Here is a 19004-nt window from a genome sequence, read left to right as displayed (position 1 = left end):
CGTGACCCACGATGTGGCCCGCCGGGATACGGCCCGGCAGGAGACGCAGGCGAATGGCGGCCGCCGCATGCGGTCCGCCCGCCGCTTTTCCCGCCGGGACATCCTGGTCGCCGCGGCGATGCTCGCCATTCCCGTACTGGCCGACCTCGCCTTCATCTGGGGCCCCGCCGTGGTCTCGATCGCGCTGTCACTGTTCAAGTGGAGCGGGATCGGCGGCCTGCACGCCCGTAGTTGCATCGCCGGCGGCCTGTTCCCGGACAACGGGTGCTTCACCGGCGTGCAGAACTACCACGAGGCGGCCACCAACTACCCGCCGTTCTGGCCCGCGGTGCAGCACAACCTGATCTGGCTCGGCGTGTTCGTCTTCATCGCGGCGCCCCTCGGGATGTTCTTCGCCGTCCTGATCGACACGGGGCTGCGCGGTAACCGCGTCTACCAGACCATCCTGTTCATGCCGGTGATGCTCAGCCTCGCGCTGATCGGCATCATCTGGGAGTTCATCTACTCACCGAACTACGGCCTGATCAACACCGTGATCGGGCACAACACGAACGCCAACCTGATCGACTGGCTTGGTAACCCGAACCTGAACCTGTGGGCGGTTCTTGTCGAGGCGAGCTGGCGGCAGGCCGGGTACGTGATGGTGCTCTACCTCGCCGGGCTGAAGGCGGTAGACGCCAACCTCAAGGAGGCCGCCCGGATCGACGGCGCGAATGCCTGGCAGGTGTTCTGGCGGGTCACGTTCCCGTCGATGATGCCGATGAACGTCGTGGTCGCGGTGGTGACGGTCATCGAGTCGCTCCGCGCGTTCGACCTCGTGTACATCACGAACAAGGGCACCAACGGCCTCGAGTTGCTGTCCGCGCTGATCACGAACAACATCGTCGGCGAGACCTCGCGGATCGGCTTCGGCTCCGCGCTTGGCGTTGTGCTGCTGGTGATCTCGCTGATCCCCATCTCGGTCTTCGTGTACCAGATGTTCGGCCGGAGGGAGACGCGATGAAGCGTGCGTCATGGCGCACCGCGGCCTACGTGTTCATGATCGTCGCTTGTCTGGCGTGGCTGGTCCCGCTGCTCTTCGCGCTGTACGTGAGCTTCCGCCCGTACGCGGAGACGAGCCAGTACGGCTACGTGAGCCTGCCGCACACCTTCACGTTCCAGAATTATGTCAACGCCTGGACCCAGAGCGACATGCTACGGTTTTTCGGCAATTCGGTGCTGATCACCGTTCCGGCGGTGATCGTGACCCTGTTGCTTGCGAGCATGGTCGCCTTCGTGGTGACCCGGGTCACCATGAAGGTCAACCTGGCGCTCCTGCTGCTGTTCACTGCGGGCAACCTGCTGCCGCAGCAGGTCATCATCACCCCGCTCTACCGCCTTTACCTGCTCATACCGCTGCCGGGCTTTCTCAGCTCAAGCGGCTACCTGTATGACTCCACCATCGGCCTCATCGTCATCAACGTCGCATTTCAGACCGGCTTCTGCGTGTTCGTCCTGAGCAACTACATGCGCACCATCCCCGGTGAGATGTACGAGGCCGCCGAGGTGGACGGCGCGGGCCTGTGGGCGCGTTACTGGCGGATGACGATGCCGCTGTGCCGCCCCGCCCTGGCCGCCCTGGCCACGCTGCTGACGACCTGGATCTACAACGACTTCTTCTGGGCGATCACGCTGATCTCAACGGGCGGCAAGCGGCCCGTAACGTCGGCACTGGCCAACCTGCAGGGACAGTTCGTCTCCAACCAAAACCTGATCGCCGCCGCCGCCGTGATCGTCGCCGTACCTACCCTGGTCGTGTACCTTCTGCTACAGCGTCAGTTCATCGCTGGCCTCACCCTCGGATCGACGAAGGGCTGACCATGGCGGACCATGAGGCCGGCGGCCCCGCTATGCTGCCAGCCCAGCGCCAGGACCGGATAGTCGCGGAGATCGAGCGGGTCGGCGGCGCCCGGATCACGCAGCTAGCCGAGCTGCTCGGCGTTTCCGAGATGACGGTGCGCCGGGACATCGACGCGCTCGCCCGCCAGAGCTTGATCAAGAAGGTGTACGGCGGTGCGACGGCACCCACGCGGAGCACGAGTGACGAGCCTGGATTCGAGGCGAAGTCGCACCGTGAGCTGGCCGCAAAGGACCAGATCGGTGCGATGGCGGCTTCCCTGATCGAGCCGAGCACCACGGTCGCGGTCAGCGCTGGCACGACGACGTACGCGACAGCCGTCCACCTCGCCAAGATTCCCGGCCTCACGGTGGTCACCAACAGCGTCCGGGTGGCCGACTACCTGCACGCCCACGGTGACAGGACGCAGACGGTACTGCTCACCGGCGGCGTGCGCACCCCGTCCGACGCGCTGGTCGGCCCTGTCGCCGTTCAAACGATCAACGACCTGCACGTGGACGCCTTGCTGCTCGGCGTGCACGGGATGGACCCGAAGGCCGGGCTCACCACGCCCAACCTCATGGAGGCGGACATGAACCGCGCCATGATCGCAGCGACCAGCCGCCTGATCGTACTCGCCGACCACACCAAGTGGGGCGTGGTCGGCCTGTGCGCCATGGCCCAGCTCGCTGACGTCAGCGTCCTTGTCTCCGATGAAGGTCTGAGCGTCGAGGCCCGCGACGCACTGAGCAACCTGGTCGGCGAGCTCCTCGTCGCCGACCCCAAGGAAGCCGCTGTCTGAAGCTTCGCCTACCCAACAGTACGTATTTTGCTAGTTACATTGTGTAATTTAGGTTGAAGTCACTGGTTATCTCTGCTCTGCTGCTTCAAAGGGCAGAAACTTCGCATTAGAGCACTACCGGGGGGGCCGGTGGATGACTCACGCGCACGACCACATAACTGGCAGGGGCAACAACCCGAACCGGAACGCGGGGATGCGGGCATACGGGCACCGCACGAGCGCGGCGCGTCAACCGGCCCGGGAACGCCAGACAGCACTGCTTCTCGGTCACCAGGAACCGGGACGGACAGCTTGCCGATGCGGGTCCGGCCGCCCCGCCGCCCGGGAACTAGCGGCACCGCCGCGCATGGCAGGGTAATCCTGTCCGATCACGACCTGGCGGTTATCCGGAAGTCGGTGGCACTGGCCCGCCTCGATGGCAAGGACTACCAGCAGTCCAGCACGGCGGCCCTGAATGGGACTGACCCTGGCGCCGACCCGCCGGCCCCTGAGTCCCGTGATACCCGGCCGCCCGAGTCCAGGTGGTCAGTGCCGCCGCCCGCGACCACCCAGGGGCTGCCCGAAGCCCACCCGCCCTGGGGCACGCCACAGGCAAACACCATCCGGATGTGGACCCGGAAGCGGTTCATGCTGGCTGGCGCGATCATCGTGGCAGCCATGCTGTTTTGCGGGGGAGCCCTCACCGTCACGCTGATCCACCGCACGACAGTTGGGAACGGGCGGGCGGGCCCGGGACTTACCGGGCCGCTGAGCGGGGGACCGCCTCCGGATGAGGCCGCGATCGCAGGCGCGGCAGCAGCCCGGACCGCGGCGGCGGCGTGGATAGCCCGCCAAGTCGACCCAGCCGCGATCATTGCCTGCGATCCGCAGATGTGCGCGGTGCTGCAGGGCGACGGGATTCCAGCGGCCCGCCTGCTCCTGCTCGGGACCGGCAACGCCGCGCCGCTCGGCAGCGACGTGATCGTTTCCACGGCGGCCGTCCGTGAGGAGTTTGGCAGTCGCCTAACCAGCGTGTACGCCCCGGTGGCACTGGCCACATTCGGGTCGGGGAGCGCTCGGGTTACCGTTCTGGTCGTGGCCGCTGACGGTTCCGCCGCATACCAGCGCAGCTTGCAAACCGACGCCTCCGCCCGGCGTTCCGTCGGTGCACAACTGCTGCGCAACCCTGACGTCCGAGTATCTCCTGTCGGCCGCCGCGAACTTGCCGCCGGGCAGGTGGACGCGCGCCTGCTCAGCGTTATCGCGGCGCTGGCCACGCCGTATCACCTCGACATCACCGGGTTCGGGGCGCCGACGGCTGGCGCGGACCCCGCCGTACCGCTGCGTTCAGCCGACATATCGGTAGCCCCGGCAGGTAGCGGGGGCGCCGCGGCGACGCTCAATGCCGCAAAGAGGTTCCTGCTCGCCCAGCAGTCCCCGTACCGGCCTGCAGAGGTCACCACGGTGCAGCTGGCCGACGGTCGGGCCGCGCTGCATGTCGAATTCTCGGCGCCGAGCCCGCTGGGACTGCTGGGGTCACCTAATTGATCACGCAGGGCTGTGCGACGGGCGCATCGCCCAACAGCCGACCTGCGAGGATTGCAGGATGGAGGTACTCAGCAGCCGCATCCTGCTGCGTCCGGCCGACCTGGGCCGGAGCAGGCACTTCTACCGCGATGTTCTGGGCCTGGCGGTCTACCGCGAGTTCGGGCCTGCGGATGATCCCGCCGTCGTGTTCTTTCTCGGCCAGGGACTGCTCGAGGTATCGGGGCACGCGCCGGGCCCTTCCGCGGCCTCGGTGAGGATCTGGCTGCAGGTCCGCGATGTCCGCGCCGAGTACGGCCGGCTGGCCGCAGCCGGGGCCCGCGTCGTGCGCAAGCCGGTGCAGGAGCCATGGGGCCTGGTGGAAATGTGGATCGAAGATCCCGATGGCGTCCCCATCGTGCTGGTCGAGGTTCCCGAGGACCACCCGCTGCGCCGCGACCAGAGATGACCCGGCGGTGAAGGCGCTCGCACGCCGAGGGGCAGTCCCGCCGATTAGTTCGCGTTCCGCGTTTGGTCTACGTTGGCAGAGCCCGGTCCAGGCGTGGACATGAGGCGAAGAAGCTAGTGCCGTGCCAGGCACGGTCGGGAGAAGGAGAGATTGTGCGCCGCCTGCCCACCGAGCCGCTGGCAGTCTCCGCGCTGCCTCCGTTACCAGCCGCGATGAGTACGAGTCCGCCCGTTCCAGACTGCTAGTCAAGGAGAAGGCGCACGCCCGCGACGTGACGCTGGCGTACCTCTGCGAGGGCAGCTACCAGGAAAGCCGCACCGTATTCGGGCGCCAGGAGCCGTGGCGTGTCGACGGCCGACCGCTGGCGCAGTGGGACGTCACCGACGAACCTGTCGCCCAGGCCGGCGCCGCTATCCCGCGCTGAAGAGCCGGAACGCACCGTCTCATCAGCTGCTGGCGTCCGGCTTTCCGAGGATAACCAGGTTGGCTGCGTAGCAGAGCATGGCAACGGCGGTCAGCAGGGCCATGCCGAGCGACGCGCCGTCACTGCCGTCCTGAGCGAAGGATGAGCCGGCACCGAACGCGCCCAAGATGACCAGCAGGCCCGCCGAGGTGGTGGCAATGGTCGGCCTGTGCCGTGCCTGGATCGCCCGCACAACCAGCATGATGGCGGCGATGACCAGCAGGATGCCGAGGATCACATGGACCGCGAGCAGCGGGCTGGAGAACATGCCGACGGACTTGCTGCTCGTCGGCGCGGTCCCGTACAGGCTGTAGGCGGTCCCGAGCACGAACTGGAGGACCAGCATCGTCAGGGCGCCGAAGCTGGCCATGCGGATGCGGTTGGCCGCCTTCGCGCTCAGCGCCGGGGGCTTCTCCGCGGTGGGGATTGACATGTCCTACACCGTATAGTGCGCGTGGCTGTGGCGGGCGGCCACACTGGGCTTAACAGCGCCAGGGTCGCCATCGGGTACCGCACCCGGGTTCGCCGGGGTCGTTCCGCGGTGTTCACCAGCTGATTGTGGCCTCCACCGGCCTGTGGTCGCTGCCGTTGGCCGGCAGCACCCAGGATTTGTCCGGCTCTACACCTCTGACCAGGATCTCGTCGATCCGCACCACGGGGAAGGACGCCGGCCAGGTGAAGCCGAAGCCGCTCCCGGACACGTGCTGGGCCGAGAGCAGCTGTGCGGTGATGCCGGCGAACGCCCGGTCGTCCACAGACCCGTTCAGGTCGCCGAGCAGGACCACCCGCTTACTCGGATCGTCTGCGATGGCCGTGCTCAGCGCCTGCACGCCTATGTCTCGCGAGGCAGTCCAAAAGCCCGCCCGCGGATTCACCCGTACGGACCCCAGGTGAGCCACATAGACGGTGAGTGGCCCGTGATTCGTGGCCACCGTGGCGCGCAGCGCCCGGCCCAGTTCCAGCTTGCTGCCTGCTGTCATCGTGTCCGCCAGCGGCCCGTAGTCCATGATGTCGATCGGCCGAGTGCCCGACAGTGGCAGTTTGCTCCACAGCCCGACCGTGCCCTGCAGCGTGTGGTACGGGTACGCCTTCGCCAGCTCCGTCTCGTACGTGCCCGTGGCCTGTGGTGTCAGCTCCACCAGGGCCAGCTCGTCCGCGCCGGAGGCAGCCAGGTCGCGGGCGGTGCCGACCGGGTCGTGGTTGCCTGCGCCGACATTTTCGCTTGCCACGGTAAGGAACCCCGCGGAGCGGGACTTGTCGCTGAGCACCCCGCCGAAGAGGTTCAGCCACACCATGGCCGGCAGCAGCAGCGCCGCCACAGCGGAAGCGGAGCCGCGCAGCAGCGCCAAGGCAAGCAGCACAGGGATGAACAGGCCGAGCCACGGTAGGGCCGTCTCCGTCAGGCTGCCAAGGTTCCCTGCTCCCCGGTTCGGGATCTGCGCGTGCAGCGCCATCAGCAGCCCGAGCAGCAGCGCCTGCGCCGCGAGGACGAGGCCGCGCTTCCAGGGGCCCGACAGGGAGGTGTGGCTCTGTTCTGGCTCCGCCGCGTCCACCTGCATCATCGTCTGTGCTCGTTCACCGGGGGTCACTTCTGCGTCCTTTGGCCCCGGATGAGGGGTGGCCCTTGTGGAGAGACCTCGGAGTCATCACGCGAACCGGACCGCACGCCGGCACCGACGGCGGTATGCAGAGCGAGTACGAGGTCATGCCCGACTTGCAGTGCGTGCGGCAGCATGGTCCCGGCCGTGCCGGACTGGCCGAAGGCGGCGGCCACGATCAGGGTGCTGCGCCCGCTGACCTCCTGCCAGGCCGCGACGAGAAGGCACCCCCGGCCGCCTGCGTGCTGCCTGTCTTGAGGCCGACAATCCCGTCCTCGCAGCAGCGTGTTGGTGTTGCGGACCACGCCGGCCACCGGAACGAAGGCCGCGGGCATCGCCGTGATCGCGGCAATCACGGGCACGTGCATCGCTGCCGCGCCGAGGCGCACCTGGTCGGCCGCCGTGCTGATGGTGGACGAGTCAAGGCCGGAAGGGTCGGTGTAATTGGTGCCTGTCATGCCCAGGCTGCGGGCAGCGGCGTTCATCTTCGCTGTGAACGCATCCTGGCTGCCGGCGTCCCACCGGGCGAGAATCCAGGCGATGTTGTCGGCCGAGGGCAGCAGCAGCGCCGCCAGCGCCTGGCGCTCGGTAATCGTCTCTCCGGCAGCAACCGCCACCACCGAGTCACCGTCGGCGACCTGCGACGGATACTCGGCTGCCTCCGACGACTCGACGGTGATACCAGGACCTGAGCCGTTCGCGGACAGGGGGTGGTCCCGAAGGATCACGTACGCGGTCATCAGCTTGGCGACGCTGGCGATGGGCACCTGCCTGGTCGCGCCCGGGCCGTCTGTCACGCCGTAGCCGCTGATGTCGGCGGCCGAGGTCCCGTCGGCCGGCCACCAGACCGCGCCCAGCTTCGGCTGGCTGGCGGTGCCAGGTCCGGCTGCTTGCGTGGACGTTCCTGAGGGCCGTGCCGTTGGCCAGGAGAGGGCCGCCGGGCGGGAGGGAGATCTGTGCAGCTCCGCGATGGCGAGGCCGGCCAGACAGCCGAGCGCGGCCAGGCAGGCCAGCGCGGTCAGGAGAGTCCGGCTTGTCCTGCGCCGCCGGTAACCCGTTCGTGTTCCGTCCGGCCCCCGCGAGGGCCGACTGCTCGTTAGGTGCATGCCTGCGACGGTGCAATACCAGCTTCACCGGCGTGTCCGGCTACCGTCACAGCTGTGTCACAGCGGACGCCGGAGAGGCGCCCTGTGACACGATCATGACAATCCCCGGACCGGTTCATGACATGGGCACCGTGTACTCAAGGCGGTGACACACCGGCCGTTCGCCGTGCGGCGAACACCCCGCAGCTGGGACCATCTCGCGCGGGATCGGAGACATAATGGCAGGTAATGGCTACCGTACTGCTAGTCGAGGACGATCCGGCCGCCCGTCAGGGCCTGGAGCTTGCCCTGCGCCGCCTCGGCTACGAAGTGCGGCCCGCCGAGTCCGGCGAGGCGGCACTTCGCGACTTTCCCGACGCCGCCGCGGACGTGGTGGTGCTCGACGTGATGCTCCCGGGACTTGACGGCTTCGAAGTCTGCCGTCAGCTACGTCGCCGCGGTGACATCCCGGTCATCATGCTGACCGCACGGGGCGACGACCTGGACATCGTGGGAGGCTTGGAGGCCGGGGCCGACGATTACGTGGTCAAACCGGTGGAGCCGCGCGTGCTCGACGCGCGCATCCGCGCCGTGATCCGCCGTACAGCCGGGGCTGGCTCGCCAGCGGAGACGTACGGCGAGCTCATGATCGACCGCGGCTCGCTGATCGTTCGCCGGGACGGCCAAGACGTCTCGCTCACGCCCACCGAGCTGCGGCTGCTGCTGGTCCTTTCCGGTTCCCCGCGGCAGGTGTTCTCCCGGGTACAGCTTCTCGACCTCGTCTGGGAACACGACTACCTCGGGGACTCCCGGCTGGTCGACGCCTGCGTGCAACGACTGCGGGCAAAGATCGAGACCGACACGTCCGAGCCCCGCTACATCCAGACCGTGCGGGGGTTCGGGTACCGGTTCGGGCCGGTGTAGCGGGAGAGTAGGAGGGATGCTCGGTGCGGACCCGCCTGGTGGTCGCGTTCATCGTGGTGGGGCTGCTGTCGGCACTCGCCTCGTCATGGTTCCACACCTTGATCGAGTCCTACCGCCTCCCGGCCTGGCTGGGCGACGTGATCCTTGGGCCAAGCTGGCTGCGAAACCTGCTGCATGGCACTCCAGGACAGCCACCACCCCGCGTGGTGCCCCATACCGCGCTGGTCTTCTTCGTCGTGGAGGCTGGGCTGCTGCTCGCGATGATTACCACGGTCGCGGTCGCCGTGTACCGGCCGGTCGTGCTGCCGGTGCGGCGGCTGGCCCGGGCCGCGCAGCGCATGTCCGGCGGTGACCTGTCGGCCCGGGTCCAGCTGCAGGGCCGTGACGAGCTCGCCCAGTTGGTCACCACATTCAACGAGATGGCTTCCGCCCTGGAGAACAAGGTGAGCGAGCTGGAACAGATGGAGGCACGCGCCCGGAAGTTCGCCGACGATGTGTCCCATGAGCTGCGGACTCCGCTGACCGCGATGACGGCGGTAGCCGGCATCCTGCATGAGCACCCGGGACTGACCGGAGACGCCGCGACGGCCGGGCGGCTGGTTCAGCAGGAGGTGGAGCACCTCAACCGGCTGGTCGAGGACCTCATCGAGATCTCCCGCTTCGACGCGGGCACCGCGCAGCTTGTCACCGATGAAACAGGTATCGCGAGCGCTGTCAGCCAGTGCCTGCGAGCACGGGGCTGGTCCGATGTGCGCACCGACGTGCCCGCCGGGGTGACCGCACGGCTGGACCGCCGCCGCTTCGACGTCATCCTCGCCAACCTCGTCGGCAACGCCTTGCGTCACGGCGGCCCGCCGGTGACCGTGACGGCCCGCATCCAAGCAGACGGCCGAGGCGCAGGACAGTTGGCACTGGAAGTACGAGACCACGGCAACGGGCTGCCCCTCACCGCGATCCCGCACCTATTCGAGCGGTTCTACAAAGCTGACACGGCACGGACGCGCTCCGAGGGAAGCGGCCTTGGCCTGGCGATCGCCCGGGAGAACGCGCGTCTGCACGGCGGTGACATCCACGCGGGCAATCATCCGGACGGCGGTGCGGTATTCACCGTTAACCTCCCGCTGAACGCCTGACCTCGCCGGGTACCGCATCCGGGTTCGCCGCGAGGTAGCGCGCCGGCACCTCTCCCCCGCCGTGCACCGCGAGGTCGGCGCCGGTCACGTATCCGGCCAGCGGCGAGGCGAAGAACAGGCACGCCGACGCGACGTCGGACGGCTCCGCCATCCGCCCCATCGCGATGGTCGCGGCCACCGACGCGCCGCCGTCCTGGCCGTAGTACTGCGCCGCGGTCGCCGTCATGACCGGGCCGGCGGTGACGTGGTTGACCCGCACCTTCGGCGCCCACTCAAGCGCGAGCGCCCGGGTCAGCTGGAGCAGGCCCGCCTTGGCGGCGCTGTAGGCGGCCGACCCTGGCTCGGTGTGCCGCGCGGCCACGCTGCCGATGTTGACGATCGCGCCGCCGGAGTCCTGCTGCTGCATCCGCGCGTTCGCGGCCTGAGCCACGTAGAACGGCGCGAGCAGGTTCAACTCGACGACCTTCGCCACGAAGCGCGGCGAGACCGTCGCCGAGTCCGCGGACGGCGCGCCTCCGGCGTTGTTGACGAGCACGTCGAGCCGACCGTAGCGGTCCATCGCAGCATCGACGACCAGCCGCGCCTGCTCCGGATCGCGCACGTCGGCGGCGACGAAGCGCAGCCCTTCCGGCAGCGACGACGGCTGGTTCCTCCCGCACACGACGACCGACGCGCCCGCCGCGACGAACGCCCGCGCGATGCCAAGGCCGATGCCGCGCGTCCCGCCGGTGACGAGTGCGACCCGCCCGCTCAGGTCGACCGGGTTGTCCATCAAAGCCTCTCGATGATCGTGACGTTCGCCTGGCCGCCGCCCTCGCACATCGTCTGCAGCCCATACCGGCCGCCGCGCCGCTCAAGCTCGTGCAGCAGCGTGGTCATCAGCCGGGCGCCGGTGGCGCCGAGCGGATGTCCGAGCGCGATCGCGCCTCCGTTGACGTTCACCCGTGCGGGGTCGGCGCCGGTCTCGGCGAGCCAGGCGAGCACCACCGGGGCGAACGCCTCGTTGATCTCGATCAGGTCGAAGTCGTCCATCGTCAGCCCGGTCTTCGCCAGCGCGCGGGCGGTCGCCGGGATCGGCGCGGTGAGCATCCAGATCGGGTCGGCGCCGAGCACCGACAGGTGATGGACACGCGCCCGTGGCCTCAGTCCGTGCACCCGCAGCCCGCGTTCGCTCACGATGAGCAGCGCCGCGGCCGCGTCGGACAGCTGGCTGGAGGTCGCCGCGGTGACGGTGCCGCCCTCGATCAGCGGCGGCAGCGACCGGATCTTGTCCAGGTCCGGCGCCCGCGGGCCCTCGTCGGCGGTGACGCCGGACACGGGCTCGATCTCGCGGGCGAACCTGCCCTCGGCCCTGGCGGCGATCACCCGCTCGTGCGACCGGACCGCGAACTCCTCCATCGCCGCGCGGCTGAGCGACCACTTGGCCGCGATCATCTCGGCCGCGCGGAACTGTGAAACCTCGGCGTTCCCGTACCGTGCCCGCCAGCCGGCCGAGCCGCTGAACGGGTCGGTGAAGCCGAGCGACTTGCCCGCCGTCATGGCGTACGAGATCGGGACCGCCGTCATGTGCTGCACCCCGCCCGCCACGACAACGTCGGCGGTGCCTGCCAGCACCGCCTGCGCAGCGAAGTGCACCGCCTGCTGTGACGAGCCGCACTGGCGGTCCACCGTGGTGCCGGGAACGTGGTCGGGAAGCCCGGCGGCGAGCCACGCGGTGCGGGCGATGTCGCCAGCCTGCGGCCCCACGGTGTCGACGCAGCCGAAGATCACGTCCTCGACCGCCGCGGGGTCGATGCCCGTGCGCGACATGAGCGCCGTCAGCACGGCCGCTCCCAGGTCGGCGGGATGCACCCCGGCCAGCCCGCCGCCGCGCCGGGCTACGGGGGTGCGCACGGCTTCCACGATGTACGCTTCCATCACTTCGAGGCTACCAAGCGCTTGCTCGGCAAACTAGACTTCGCAAGGTGGGCATGCCGACGACGATCCCGGCCGCGCTTGTTGGTTCAAGGGCGACGAGGCCGCCTGGATCCTGCGCCGGAGCGGTGCCCGGCTACTCGTCACGGACAACGGCTTCCTCGGCAATGACTACGCGGGAATGCTGCGGGACGCCGAGCTTCCGTCGCTCACCGAAATCATCACTCTGAACGGGTTCGGCGGTCTCTCCTGGGCAGAGTTCCTCCGCCGCGGTTCGGGGGGTGCCGCGGGGTGACCCGCTGGCGCGCGCGGACGCGGTCACCCCGGACGACGTTTGCGACATGTTCTTCACCTCGGGCACCACCGGGCGGCCCAAGGGCGTCATGACCACCCACGGCCAGAACATCCGTGTCTACACGGCGTGGGCGGACGGGGTCGGCCTGCGGCCGGAAGACCGTTACCTGATCATCAACCCGATGTTCCACACCTTCGGCTACAAGGCGGGGCTGCTCGCCTGCCTGATCCGGGGCACGACGATCATCTCGCAGCCGGTGTTCGACGCCGCCGAGGCGATCCGCCTCATCGGGCACGAGCGGGTGACCGTGCTGCCCGGGCCGCCGACGCTGTACGCCTCGCTGCTCGATCACCCGGCGCGGGCGGGCAAGGACCTGTCCTCACTGCGGCTGGCGGTGACCGGCGCGGCCGTGGTTCCCGTGCCGCTTGTCGAGCGGATGCGCGCCGAGCTTTTCCGCGAGGTAGTCATCGCCTACGGCCTGACCGAAAGCTGCGGCACCGTGACCGTCGGCGACCCGCACGCCGATCCGCAGACGGCGTGCCGCACGGTGGGCCGGGCCATCGAGGGCACCGAGGTCATCATCGGCAGCGCCGATGGCGCCCCGCTGCCGCCGGGGTCGAGCGGCGAAGTCCTGGTGCGCGGCTACAACGTGATGCGCGGCTACTTCGAGGATCCGGCGGCGACGGCGGCGGCCCTCGACCCGGCGGGCTGCCTGCACACCGGCGACGTCGGCACACTGGACGCCGACGGCAACCTGCGCATCACCGACCGGCTCAAGGACATGTTCGTGGTCGGCGGGTTCAACGCCTACCCGGCCGAGATCGAGCAGGTGATCGCCCGGCACGAGCAGGTGTCCGAGGCGGCCGTCGTCGGCGTCCCGGATGCCCGCCTTGGCGAGGTCGGCTGCGCCTTTGTCGTGCCCCGGCCCGGCGCGACGCCGGTCGAGGTGGAGATCATCGCGTTCTGCCGCGAGCGGCTGGCGAACTTCAAGGTCCCGCGCTCGGTGCGGATAGTCGCCGCGCTCCCCCGCAACGCGTCGGGCAAGGTGCTCAAGACCGAACTCCGCGACGCGGCACGCGACGAATCGTGACGACGCCTCGGTAGCGCGGCTATACCGTTTCTGTCATGGAGAAGGCGTTGCCGTCGGGGTCACGGAAGGCGAACATGGCGGGGACGCCGGGCCAGCGCAGGATTTCGTCGACGTCTACGCCGGCGGCCAGGAGCGCGGCGCGGGCGGCTTCGGCGTCGGCGGTGGTGAATCGGATGCCGATGGCTCCGCGCGTGACCTCCGCTGCCGCGGGTTCCAGTGTGACGATCGTGCTGCCGCCGCCCGGCGCGAGTTCGATCCACCGGCCGCCGTTGGGGGTCGGGTTGTCGCGCAGGACGGTGAAGCCGAGGGTGCCGCTGTAAAAGCGCAGGGCAGCGTCTTGGTCGTCGACCGGGATACTGACCGTGCGGATACCAGTGATATGGGTTGTGGCGGTCATTGACTGCTCCTCGCGTACATAAGAGAGCCAGGGGTGGTGAGTTCCTGGCCGGTCTCGAGCCAGGTCTTCAAGCCGGAAAGGATCATCGGCCACCCGCCGTACAGGTGCGGGTCCGCGTTCTCGGACAGCTGGTCGTGCGTGACGGTGAGCCGGCAGGAGTTACCGACGGGCTCGATTTCCCATGTCACGCGGCTGGTACCCGCGGCGGCGACGTTGTCGTCCCACACGGCCCGGTAGGACTGCACCAGCCGGCGCGGCGGGTCGACCTCAAGATTCTCGCCCTCGATCAGCGGCCTCGGCGCGCTCGGGTGCGTTACCTGGTAGGCGGAGCCCGGCGTCCAGCCGGACTCGACGCGCGCGCCGAACTGATAGCGCGCCCGGATACCAGGATCGGTGATCGCCCGCCAGAGCTGTTCTGGCGTGGTGCGGATATAGATCTCAAACACCTTCTCCACATTCGCCTCCATGTCGCGTTTCAGGTCAACGAGGCCGGCGGCCCAGCCTTCGGTGTACTTGTTCACCCACCGGTCGTGAACGAGCCGGATCGGGACCGGATTGAGGTAATGCAGCTTTTCCCGGCCACTACGGCGGCTGACGACAAGGCCCGCCGCCTCAAGTAGGCGCAGATGCTTGGCCACTGCCACCCGGGTCATGTCGAATCGGCCCGCAAGCGCGCCGAGCGTCTGGCCGTCGCGGCGGAACAGCTCGTCGAGCAGCTCCCGCCGCGTCGGGTCGGACAGCGCCTTGAATACCAGCTCCACGAACCCACAATAGGAAACCATTTGGTTTCATGTCAAGCCGTGACGGTCCGAGCGGGCGCGGATTGACATTCCGGGCCGGGGTGGACGACCATGACGAGTGGCGTGATCTGACGCCTAGTCTCGCGACTCTGCACAGCCGGAGTCCTGCCGAGGCGAAGGGGGGAGAACCCTCGGATGACGGCGGATGCGGAATTGCCGATGACCCGGCGGGCCTTCGGGCTGAAGGCTTCGTACACGGCGGTGTTTGGCGGCGGGCAGGCCCCGGGCGAAGGTGGGGCCGGGCAGTTCCTGTTCCGCGAGGCGGTGGGCGGGGGCAGTTCGCCGGTCGTCTACCTGGAGAACGGCGCCCTGCTCTGCCTGCGCCCGGATGAGTCCGGAGCTGCGCAGCCGGCTTACGCCACCCCCGAATGTGACTCGATCGTCGAGCTAGTGGCAGCGCAGCGCGCCGGGGACGAGATCCTTACCCGGCTGGCCGCCCAGGCGCAGGAGTCACTGACCGGCGAAGGCTCCCCCGCCACCGTGACGGTGTCCAGGGCAGTGGCGGCTCAGTCGGAGTCGTACCTGGTCCACTCCGTCGTCGCGCCGGAGCGGTACCTGCGGCTACTGGAGCCGTTCCTGGCTACCCGGTGGGTCTGTGGCGGCCGGTGGGTCGATGGCTACGCCGGCGCACCCGCGGCCCCGCAGGTGGCCATGGCGGCGCGGGCGTTCGCCGACGAGCACCGCTACCGGCGGCTCAAGATCACCGGCGCCTGCCCCGGCCTTACCGAACTGGCGACGTTCGTGAGGGTGGGGGCAACCGAGCAGGTCCTGCGCATGGCCGAGTCCTCCACCGAGGTGTCCGTCGATCACCGCCGCGGCACCCCGTCGATCGACGCCGCACGCACCCAGCGCGCTTATCTCGCCGCCGCGCGGCGCACGCGCCACCGCCGACCAGAAGATGACATCATCCTCGACGCGTGGCAGACCGCCCTGGATAGCCACGAAGACAGCCATGACCCGGTGCCCGGGAGCCAGGCGGATATTCCGATCGCCACCGCCGCTCAGATCGAAACCGCTGTCAGCCTGCCACCCCAGACAACCAGAGCCCGGCTGCGCGGCCTGTTCATCAAGACCGCCAAGGATCACCGCCGGAACTTCACGGTCGACTGGGTTCATCTCAAGCTCAATGACGGCGAGCGGCGGACCGTGCTCTACTGGAATCCCCTCGACGCACACCTGGAGATAGCCGAGCGGCTGATCGCATCGATCTCGAGACCGCCAGCATGACCGAGAGCCGCCTTGGGTCCGCATGCGGCCTCAGGCCAAGGCCTGCGTAAACTCCCCGACCGCGTCGAGGTATACCTGCAAGTCCTGTGGTGTGTGCGCGACCGAGACCGTGGGCCCGAGCCACCAGCCCGACTCCCACACGCCACGGTTGGCAAGGAACAGTCGGATGAGCGCACGCAGACCGGGATCGTCTGTGTCCCGGGCGCCGCGGGCATCGCGCGGAGGCTGCGGGCTGAAGAAGTAGAAGGCGTGCGAGCCGTGGGCACTGACCGACCATGGAAGCCCGGCCCGGTCGATGTGTGCCCGCAGGCCTGCGGCAAGCTTTCCGCCCAGGCTCGCCGTGGTGGTGAATGCCTCCGGCGTCAGCACCTCGGTGAGAGCGGCGCGAGCGGCGGCCATGGACAGCGCATTGGCAAAGAGCGTGCCTCCGGTGGCTACCTCGTCGTAGGAGATCCCGGACACGGCCGCCCCGTCTGCGGGCGGCCGCAGGGTCGAAGCTACGTCCTCCGTCATTCCGTACGCCCCAAGCGGCACCCCGCCGGCGATCGACTTGCCGACGGTCAGGAGGTCCGGTTCGAGACCCCACTCGGTAGTGAGTCCGCCATACGCGGTGACCAGCGTGTGAGTCTCGTCGATCGCCAGCAGCGTCCCGTGGCGGCGGGTCAACTCGCGCAGCCCATCGTGGAATCCGGGGTCAGGCAGCAGGAACCCCGCGTTGGTCATCGCCGGCTCGGTCAGCAGCAGCGCCACGTCGCCTGGCGCCAGCGCACGCTCGACGGCATCCAGGTCGTTGAACGGCACGATCCGTAGATTGGCCGTGACCTCCGCCGGCAGGCCGGTGTACTCCGGCATGACCCTGCCGTCTTCGGCGACGCCCAGCGTTGGCTCAAGGTGACCGTGATACTTGCCGTCGAAAACGAGCAGCTTCTCACGGCCGGTCCGGGCCCGCGCGACCCGCACGACCTCGGTATTCGCTTGCGTCGCAGACAGCGTGAACTGCCATTTGGTCATCCCGTACCGCGCCGCAAGCGCCTCGGCCACGACTAGCGCGTCCGCAGAAGGCAGGAGGAACTGGTTCCCCGCCTCCATCCGTTCGCAGACGGCACGGACGACCGGCGCGGGGGCGTGCCCGCAGAAGGCGCTCATGTCCGCGACGTACATGTCCACGTACTCGTGGCCGTCAAGGTCCCAGAACCGGGATCCCGCCCCGTGCGACACCCATAGCGGCGGATGGTCGTACAACTCCTCCATCCACGACATCGGCACACCGCGCGGCATCGTCCTGGTGGCCCGGGAGGTTGCTTCCATTGAACGAGGACGGTCGTCACGGAACCTCTGGTCCTCGGCGACGGCGAGCGCCTCGACCTTAGCCTGATTCACCCCGGGACCCCCCATAACGAGTCCTGCGCGAGGCCGGCGGTCATCGTCAGCTCCGGCGGGTGAGCCAGGGTCTGGTAGACGACGCAGTAGCGCTCCGTGAGGCGGATCAGCGTCTGGACTTGCTCGGGAGTTGCCCCGGTGTCCAGCTCGAAGGCCAGGCGGACGGAGCTGAACCCGACCGGCGCCTCCTTACTCACGGCCAGCGTGCCGCGGAAGTCCAGGTCGCCCTCGGCGGTGACGGTGCCCCCGGCCAAGGGGATCCCCAGCGAGATGGCGACTGCGCGCAGCGTGACCCCGGCGCAGGCCACGAGCGCCTGCAGCAGCATGTCCCCCGAGCACAGCAGCGAGCCGTCCCCTCCGGTGGCCGGGTGCAGGCCCGCCATGGCCAGCTCGCGGCCCGTGGCCACCGAGCACGCGACGGCCTGCTCGTCGAGCTGGCCACTGGCCCGCAACGTGACCAGTGCCTCGCGGGGGTTGGCGCGGTAGGTGTCCTTGAGCGGCTCCTGCACCGCGCGAAGCCCTGCGCTGTCCATGCCTGCACTCCCGTCTGCGGCGCCCGCGCGCCGCGCGCCCGGAACCTGCCTACCCCTTCACCGTAGCCCGACGCGTCAGCCGGGTGCTCGTCAGCCGATGGCCGGCTTGACGTCCACCACCGGTGTCCCGTCGATTGCCTCCAGGGCATCGACTTCAATCCGGAGCCCGGCGCGCGCCACGATGCGGGCACGGTGCAGGCCGATAGGGTTCGGCCGGTTCGGGGAACAGGTACTGAACACGCCGGTAAGCGGCTGGCTCATGTCATTTTGCGGATGGGTGCTCAGCTCGTCGCGGCGCGACCGGTGGAGCCAGGTGAGCACCACGATCTCATCGCCCGGGCGCAGGTCCTTGGCGCCCTCCGCGACTTGCTCATCGAAGCGGATCCACGCCCGGGGCGCGCCTTCGCGCTGGTTCGGCGAATCATCGAGGACCGTCAGAGCCGACTGCACCCACCCGATCGGTACCAGACCGTAGTTCATCTGCATAAGAACAGTCTGCTGGCCGGCCGCGGGCACGGCCCACGCGGTTGCCTAGATTGATCCCGGTGCGCGGGCTGTGCCGGAGCCGGGCGCCGGTCAGCACCACCGCGGCGGCGCCATCGGCGGCGGCGTCATCCAGAGCTCCGCACAGCGCCTGGCACAGCTCAATGTCCAGCGCGTTGGCCTTGCCGTGCCGCATGGCCAGCACGGCCACGCCCTCCTTCATGGTGGATTCGATCACCAGCGGCCTCCGTTACGGTCATGGCATCAGTAAGTGCCAGGCTAGCGAGGAGGGCAGCGCAGGCGATGCAGGCGCCGCAGGGCTCAGCGGCGATGGCTGGAACAGCAGCCGATAGCGTGAGCCGCGTGACGGACCATCCTCTTGGCGTGCTGATCGTCGCGGCGGCCGGCGGGCGTTTCCCCGCGGCGGATGGCTCGTGGCGCCGAGTGCCGCCATGGCGTCCAGGGGTGGAGGCGATCGTCGCGTTCACGGGGCATGCGGTGTTCGCCGTCGAGCCTGATATCCCGGATCACCTGCTCGGTGATCTGGGGGCCGACGGATTCGGCGGCGCGCACCACCCTCGGCTGATCAGCACCCTGGCCGGAGCCGACGGCTGGATCGACAGCCTTGACATGCTGCTGGTCGCCAGCGGCACCGGGACATCACCCCTGGTGGACCGGCCCGACCTCGCCGCTCATCCGCGGGCGGCGTTCGCCGCCAGGATCCGGGACTGCCCGCGGGTGATGGGCTACCCGGACCCCAAGCGTGCGGATCTCGCCGTCATCAGCAGGGGGATCGGCGGCCTCACCGAGATCAGCTTCGAACTGGAACCTGGCCGCCGGGGAAGCGGCGCCGGCGCCGGGCTGGTCCGCGACGCGCTCGGGACAATCCGGCGCGGCGAGATCGCGGTGGCCGCGGTCGCCCCGGGTAACGTCGCCAGCGTCCGCGCGCTGCTGGCCGCCGGTTTCCGGCCGACCGGGTCGATGCAGCTGTTCAGCCGCGGCAACCGCACCGCGAGCCGGCCAGGCTGACTC

The 19004-nt window shown here is 69.1% G+C and carries 22 protein-coding genes; 11 read left to right on the top strand and 11 right to left on the bottom strand.

What is annotated here, in order from left to right; genetic code table 11:
• Position 1 precedes the first annotated feature (1 nt).
• The 6 genes from EAS64_RS38130 (at position 2) to EAS64_RS44205 (ending at position 5074) form a co-directional block, all read left to right on the top strand.
• A complete protein-coding gene (locus tag EAS64_RS38130; RefSeq protein ID WP_246116077.1) occupies positions 2 to 1003 on the top strand; it encodes a carbohydrate ABC transporter permease in 1002 nt (333 codons plus the stop codon).
• Entirely contained in the window at positions 1000 to 1857 is an 858-nt protein-coding gene (locus tag EAS64_RS38125; RefSeq protein ID WP_145861258.1) for a carbohydrate ABC transporter permease, read from the top strand. The genes EAS64_RS38130 and EAS64_RS38125 overlap by 4 nt, the downstream gene beginning before the upstream one ends.
• Positions 1858 to 1859: 2 nt before the next feature.
• On the top strand, positions 1860 to 2678 hold the full coding sequence (locus EAS64_RS38120) for a DeoR/GlpR family DNA-binding transcription regulator (protein WP_246116076.1): 819 nt from the start codon (positions 1860 to 1862) through the stop codon (positions 2676 to 2678).
• 396 nt (positions 2679 to 3074) lie between these two features.
• Entirely contained in the window at positions 3075 to 4205 is a 1131-nt protein-coding gene (locus EAS64_RS38115; protein ID WP_145861256.1) for a hypothetical protein, read from the top strand.
• A 58-nt stretch (positions 4206 to 4263) separates the two neighbouring features.
• Entirely contained in the window at positions 4264 to 4650 is a 387-nt protein-coding gene (locus EAS64_RS38110; protein WP_145861254.1) for a VOC family protein, read from the top strand.
• A gap of 271 nt (positions 4651 to 4921) precedes the next feature.
• Positions 4922 to 5074, top strand: a complete 153-nt coding sequence (locus EAS64_RS44205; RefSeq protein ID WP_187366475.1) for a hypothetical protein — start codon at positions 4922 to 4924, stop codon at positions 5072 to 5074.
• A 22-nt stretch (positions 5075 to 5096) separates the two neighbouring features.
• Here EAS64_RS44205 and EAS64_RS38105 read toward each other — a convergent pair whose 3' ends face one another.
• The 3 genes from EAS64_RS38105 to EAS64_RS38095 all read right to left on the bottom strand — a co-directional run bounded on the left by EAS64_RS38105 (position 5097) and on the right by EAS64_RS38095 (position 7817).
• Positions 5097 to 5546, bottom strand: coding sequence for a hypothetical protein (locus tag EAS64_RS38105; protein ID WP_145861252.1), 450 nt, complete (start codon positions 5544 to 5546; stop codon positions 5097 to 5099).
• A 112-nt stretch (positions 5547 to 5658) separates the two neighbouring features.
• On the bottom strand, positions 5659 to 6675 hold the full coding sequence (locus EAS64_RS38100) for an endonuclease/exonuclease/phosphatase family protein (RefSeq protein WP_187366489.1): 1017 nt from the start codon (positions 6673 to 6675) through the stop codon (positions 5659 to 5661).
• 23 nt (positions 6676 to 6698) lie between these two features.
• A complete protein-coding gene (locus EAS64_RS38095) occupies positions 6699 to 7817 on the bottom strand; it encodes a D-alanyl-D-alanine carboxypeptidase family protein (protein WP_145861248.1) in 1119 nt (372 codons plus the stop codon).
• Between the two features lie 228 nt (positions 7818 to 8045).
• On the opposite strand from EAS64_RS38095, the gene EAS64_RS38090 reads away from it, so the two are divergent.
• On the top strand, positions 8046 to 8720 hold the full coding sequence (locus tag EAS64_RS38090) for a response regulator (protein ID WP_145861246.1): 675 nt from the start codon (positions 8046 to 8048) through the stop codon (positions 8718 to 8720).
• A gap of 23 nt (positions 8721 to 8743) precedes the next feature.
• On the top strand, positions 8744 to 9853 hold the full coding sequence (locus EAS64_RS38085; RefSeq protein WP_222849908.1) for an ATP-binding protein: 1110 nt from the start codon (positions 8744 to 8746) through the stop codon (positions 9851 to 9853).
• On the opposite strand, the gene EAS64_RS38080 is transcribed toward EAS64_RS38085, so the two are convergent.
• Entirely contained in the window at positions 9831 to 10625 is a 795-nt protein-coding gene (locus tag EAS64_RS38080; RefSeq protein ID WP_145861245.1) for an SDR family oxidoreductase, read from the bottom strand. The two genes, EAS64_RS38085 and EAS64_RS38080, sit on opposite strands and share 23 nt — an antisense overlap.
• Entirely contained in the window at positions 10625 to 11773 is a 1149-nt protein-coding gene (locus tag EAS64_RS38075) for an acetyl-CoA C-acetyltransferase (RefSeq protein ID WP_145861243.1), read from the bottom strand. The genes EAS64_RS38080 and EAS64_RS38075 overlap by 1 nt, the downstream gene beginning before the upstream one ends.
• A 275-nt stretch (positions 11774 to 12048) precedes the next feature.
• Here EAS64_RS38075 and EAS64_RS38070 point away from each other — a divergent pair, with 275 nt between their 5' ends.
• Complete coding sequence (locus tag EAS64_RS38070; protein WP_281283381.1) at positions 12049 to 13152, top strand: AMP-binding protein; 1104 nt, start codon at positions 12049 to 12051, stop codon at positions 13150 to 13152.
• Positions 13153 to 13171: 19 nt separating this feature from the next.
• On the opposite strand, the gene EAS64_RS38065 is transcribed toward EAS64_RS38070, so the two are convergent.
• Together EAS64_RS38065 and EAS64_RS38060 are read right to left on the bottom strand one after the other, a co-directional pair.
• On the bottom strand, positions 13172 to 13549 hold the full coding sequence (locus EAS64_RS38065) for a VOC family protein (protein WP_145861241.1): 378 nt from the start codon (positions 13547 to 13549) through the stop codon (positions 13172 to 13174).
• Positions 13546 to 14310: an ArsR/SmtB family transcription factor gene (locus EAS64_RS38060; RefSeq protein WP_145861239.1), complete on the bottom strand. Its 765-nt coding sequence runs from the start codon at positions 14308 to 14310 to the stop codon at positions 13546 to 13548. The genes EAS64_RS38065 and EAS64_RS38060 overlap by 4 nt, the downstream gene beginning before the upstream one ends.
• Before the next feature lie 174 nt (positions 14311 to 14484).
• Between EAS64_RS38060 and EAS64_RS38055 the strand changes: the two genes are divergently transcribed.
• Entirely contained in the window at positions 14485 to 15576 is a 1092-nt protein-coding gene (locus EAS64_RS38055; protein ID WP_145861238.1) for a proteasome accessory factor PafA2 family protein, read from the top strand.
• Positions 15577 to 15606: 30 nt separating this feature from the next.
• Here EAS64_RS38055 and EAS64_RS38050 read toward each other — a convergent pair whose 3' ends face one another.
• From EAS64_RS38050 to EAS64_RS38035, 4 genes are all read right to left on the bottom strand, one after another.
• Entirely contained in the window at positions 15607 to 16971 is a 1365-nt protein-coding gene (locus EAS64_RS38050; protein WP_145861235.1) for a transaminase, read from the bottom strand.
• Positions 16953 to 17489 carry an OsmC family protein gene (locus EAS64_RS38045; protein ID WP_145861233.1) on the bottom strand — a complete coding sequence of 179 codons (537 nt, stop codon included), beginning with the start codon at positions 17487 to 17489 and terminating at the stop codon, positions 16953 to 16955. Before EAS64_RS38045 ends, EAS64_RS38050 begins: the two co-directional genes overlap by 19 nt.
• 90 nt (positions 17490 to 17579) lie before the next feature.
• Positions 17580 to 17975 carry an SAM-dependent methyltransferase gene (locus EAS64_RS38040; protein ID WP_246116075.1) on the bottom strand — a complete coding sequence of 132 codons (396 nt, stop codon included), beginning with the start codon at positions 17973 to 17975 and terminating at the stop codon, positions 17580 to 17582.
• Entirely contained in the window at positions 17911 to 18210 is a 300-nt protein-coding gene (locus EAS64_RS38035) for a hypothetical protein (protein ID WP_145861231.1), read from the bottom strand. Before EAS64_RS38035 ends, EAS64_RS38040 begins: the two co-directional genes overlap by 65 nt.
• A 125-nt stretch (positions 18211 to 18335) precedes the next feature.
• Between EAS64_RS38035 and EAS64_RS38030 the strand changes: the two genes are divergently transcribed.
• Entirely contained in the window at positions 18336 to 19001 is a 666-nt protein-coding gene (locus EAS64_RS38030) for an N-acetyltransferase (RefSeq protein WP_145861229.1), read from the top strand.
• The last annotated feature ends 3 nt before the right edge of the window (positions 19002 to 19004 follow it).

Source organism: Trebonia kvetii, assembly GCF_007827045.1.
Taxonomy (GTDB): domain Bacteria; phylum Actinomycetota; class Actinomycetes; order Streptosporangiales; family Streptosporangiaceae; genus Trebonia; species Trebonia kvetii.
This window is presented reverse-complemented; position numbering and strand designations above follow the sequence as displayed.

What these genes read in the sequence shown, in the direction of transcription:
- EAS64_RS38090 (WP_145861246.1), top strand. Translation starts at nt 8,046, where the DNA reads ATGGCTACCGTACTGCTAGTCGAGGACGATCCGGCCGCCCGTCAGGGC.
- EAS64_RS38095 (WP_145861248.1), bottom strand. Translation starts at nt 7,817, where the DNA reads ATGCACCTAACGAGCAGTCGGCCCTCGCGGGGGCCGGACGGAACACGA.
- EAS64_RS38080 (WP_145861245.1), bottom strand. Translation starts at nt 10,625, where the DNA reads ATGGACAACCCGGTCGACCTGAGCGGGCGGGTCGCACTCGTCACCGGC.
- EAS64_RS38100 (WP_187366489.1), bottom strand. Translation starts at nt 6,675, where the DNA reads ATGATGCAGGTGGACGCGGCGGAGCCAGAACAGAGCCACACCTCCCTG.
- EAS64_RS38125 (WP_145861258.1), top strand. Translation starts at nt 1,000, where the DNA reads ATGAAGCGTGCGTCATGGCGCACCGCGGCCTACGTGTTCATGATCGTC.
- EAS64_RS38110 (WP_145861254.1), top strand. Translation starts at nt 4,264, where the DNA reads ATGGAGGTACTCAGCAGCCGCATCCTGCTGCGTCCGGCCGACCTGGGC.
- EAS64_RS38045 (WP_145861233.1), bottom strand. Translation starts at nt 17,489, where the DNA reads ATGGACAGCGCAGGGCTTCGCGCGGTGCAGGAGCCGCTCAAGGACACC.
- EAS64_RS38040 (WP_246116075.1), bottom strand. Translation starts at nt 17,975, where the DNA reads ATGCAGATGAACTACGGTCTGGTACCGATCGGGTGGGTGCAGTCGGCT.
- EAS64_RS38120 (WP_246116076.1), top strand. Translation starts at nt 1,860, where the DNA reads ATGGCGGACCATGAGGCCGGCGGCCCCGCTATGCTGCCAGCCCAGCGC.
- EAS64_RS38065 (WP_145861241.1), bottom strand. Translation starts at nt 13,549, where the DNA reads ATGACCGCCACAACCCATATCACTGGTATCCGCACGGTCAGTATCCCG.
- EAS64_RS38105 (WP_145861252.1), bottom strand. Translation starts at nt 5,546, where the DNA reads ATGTCAATCCCCACCGCGGAGAAGCCCCCGGCGCTGAGCGCGAAGGCG.
- EAS64_RS38055 (WP_145861238.1), top strand. Translation starts at nt 14,485, where the DNA reads ATGACGGCGGATGCGGAATTGCCGATGACCCGGCGGGCCTTCGGGCTG.
- EAS64_RS38050 (WP_145861235.1), bottom strand. Translation starts at nt 16,971, where the DNA reads ATGGGGGGTCCCGGGGTGAATCAGGCTAAGGTCGAGGCGCTCGCCGTC.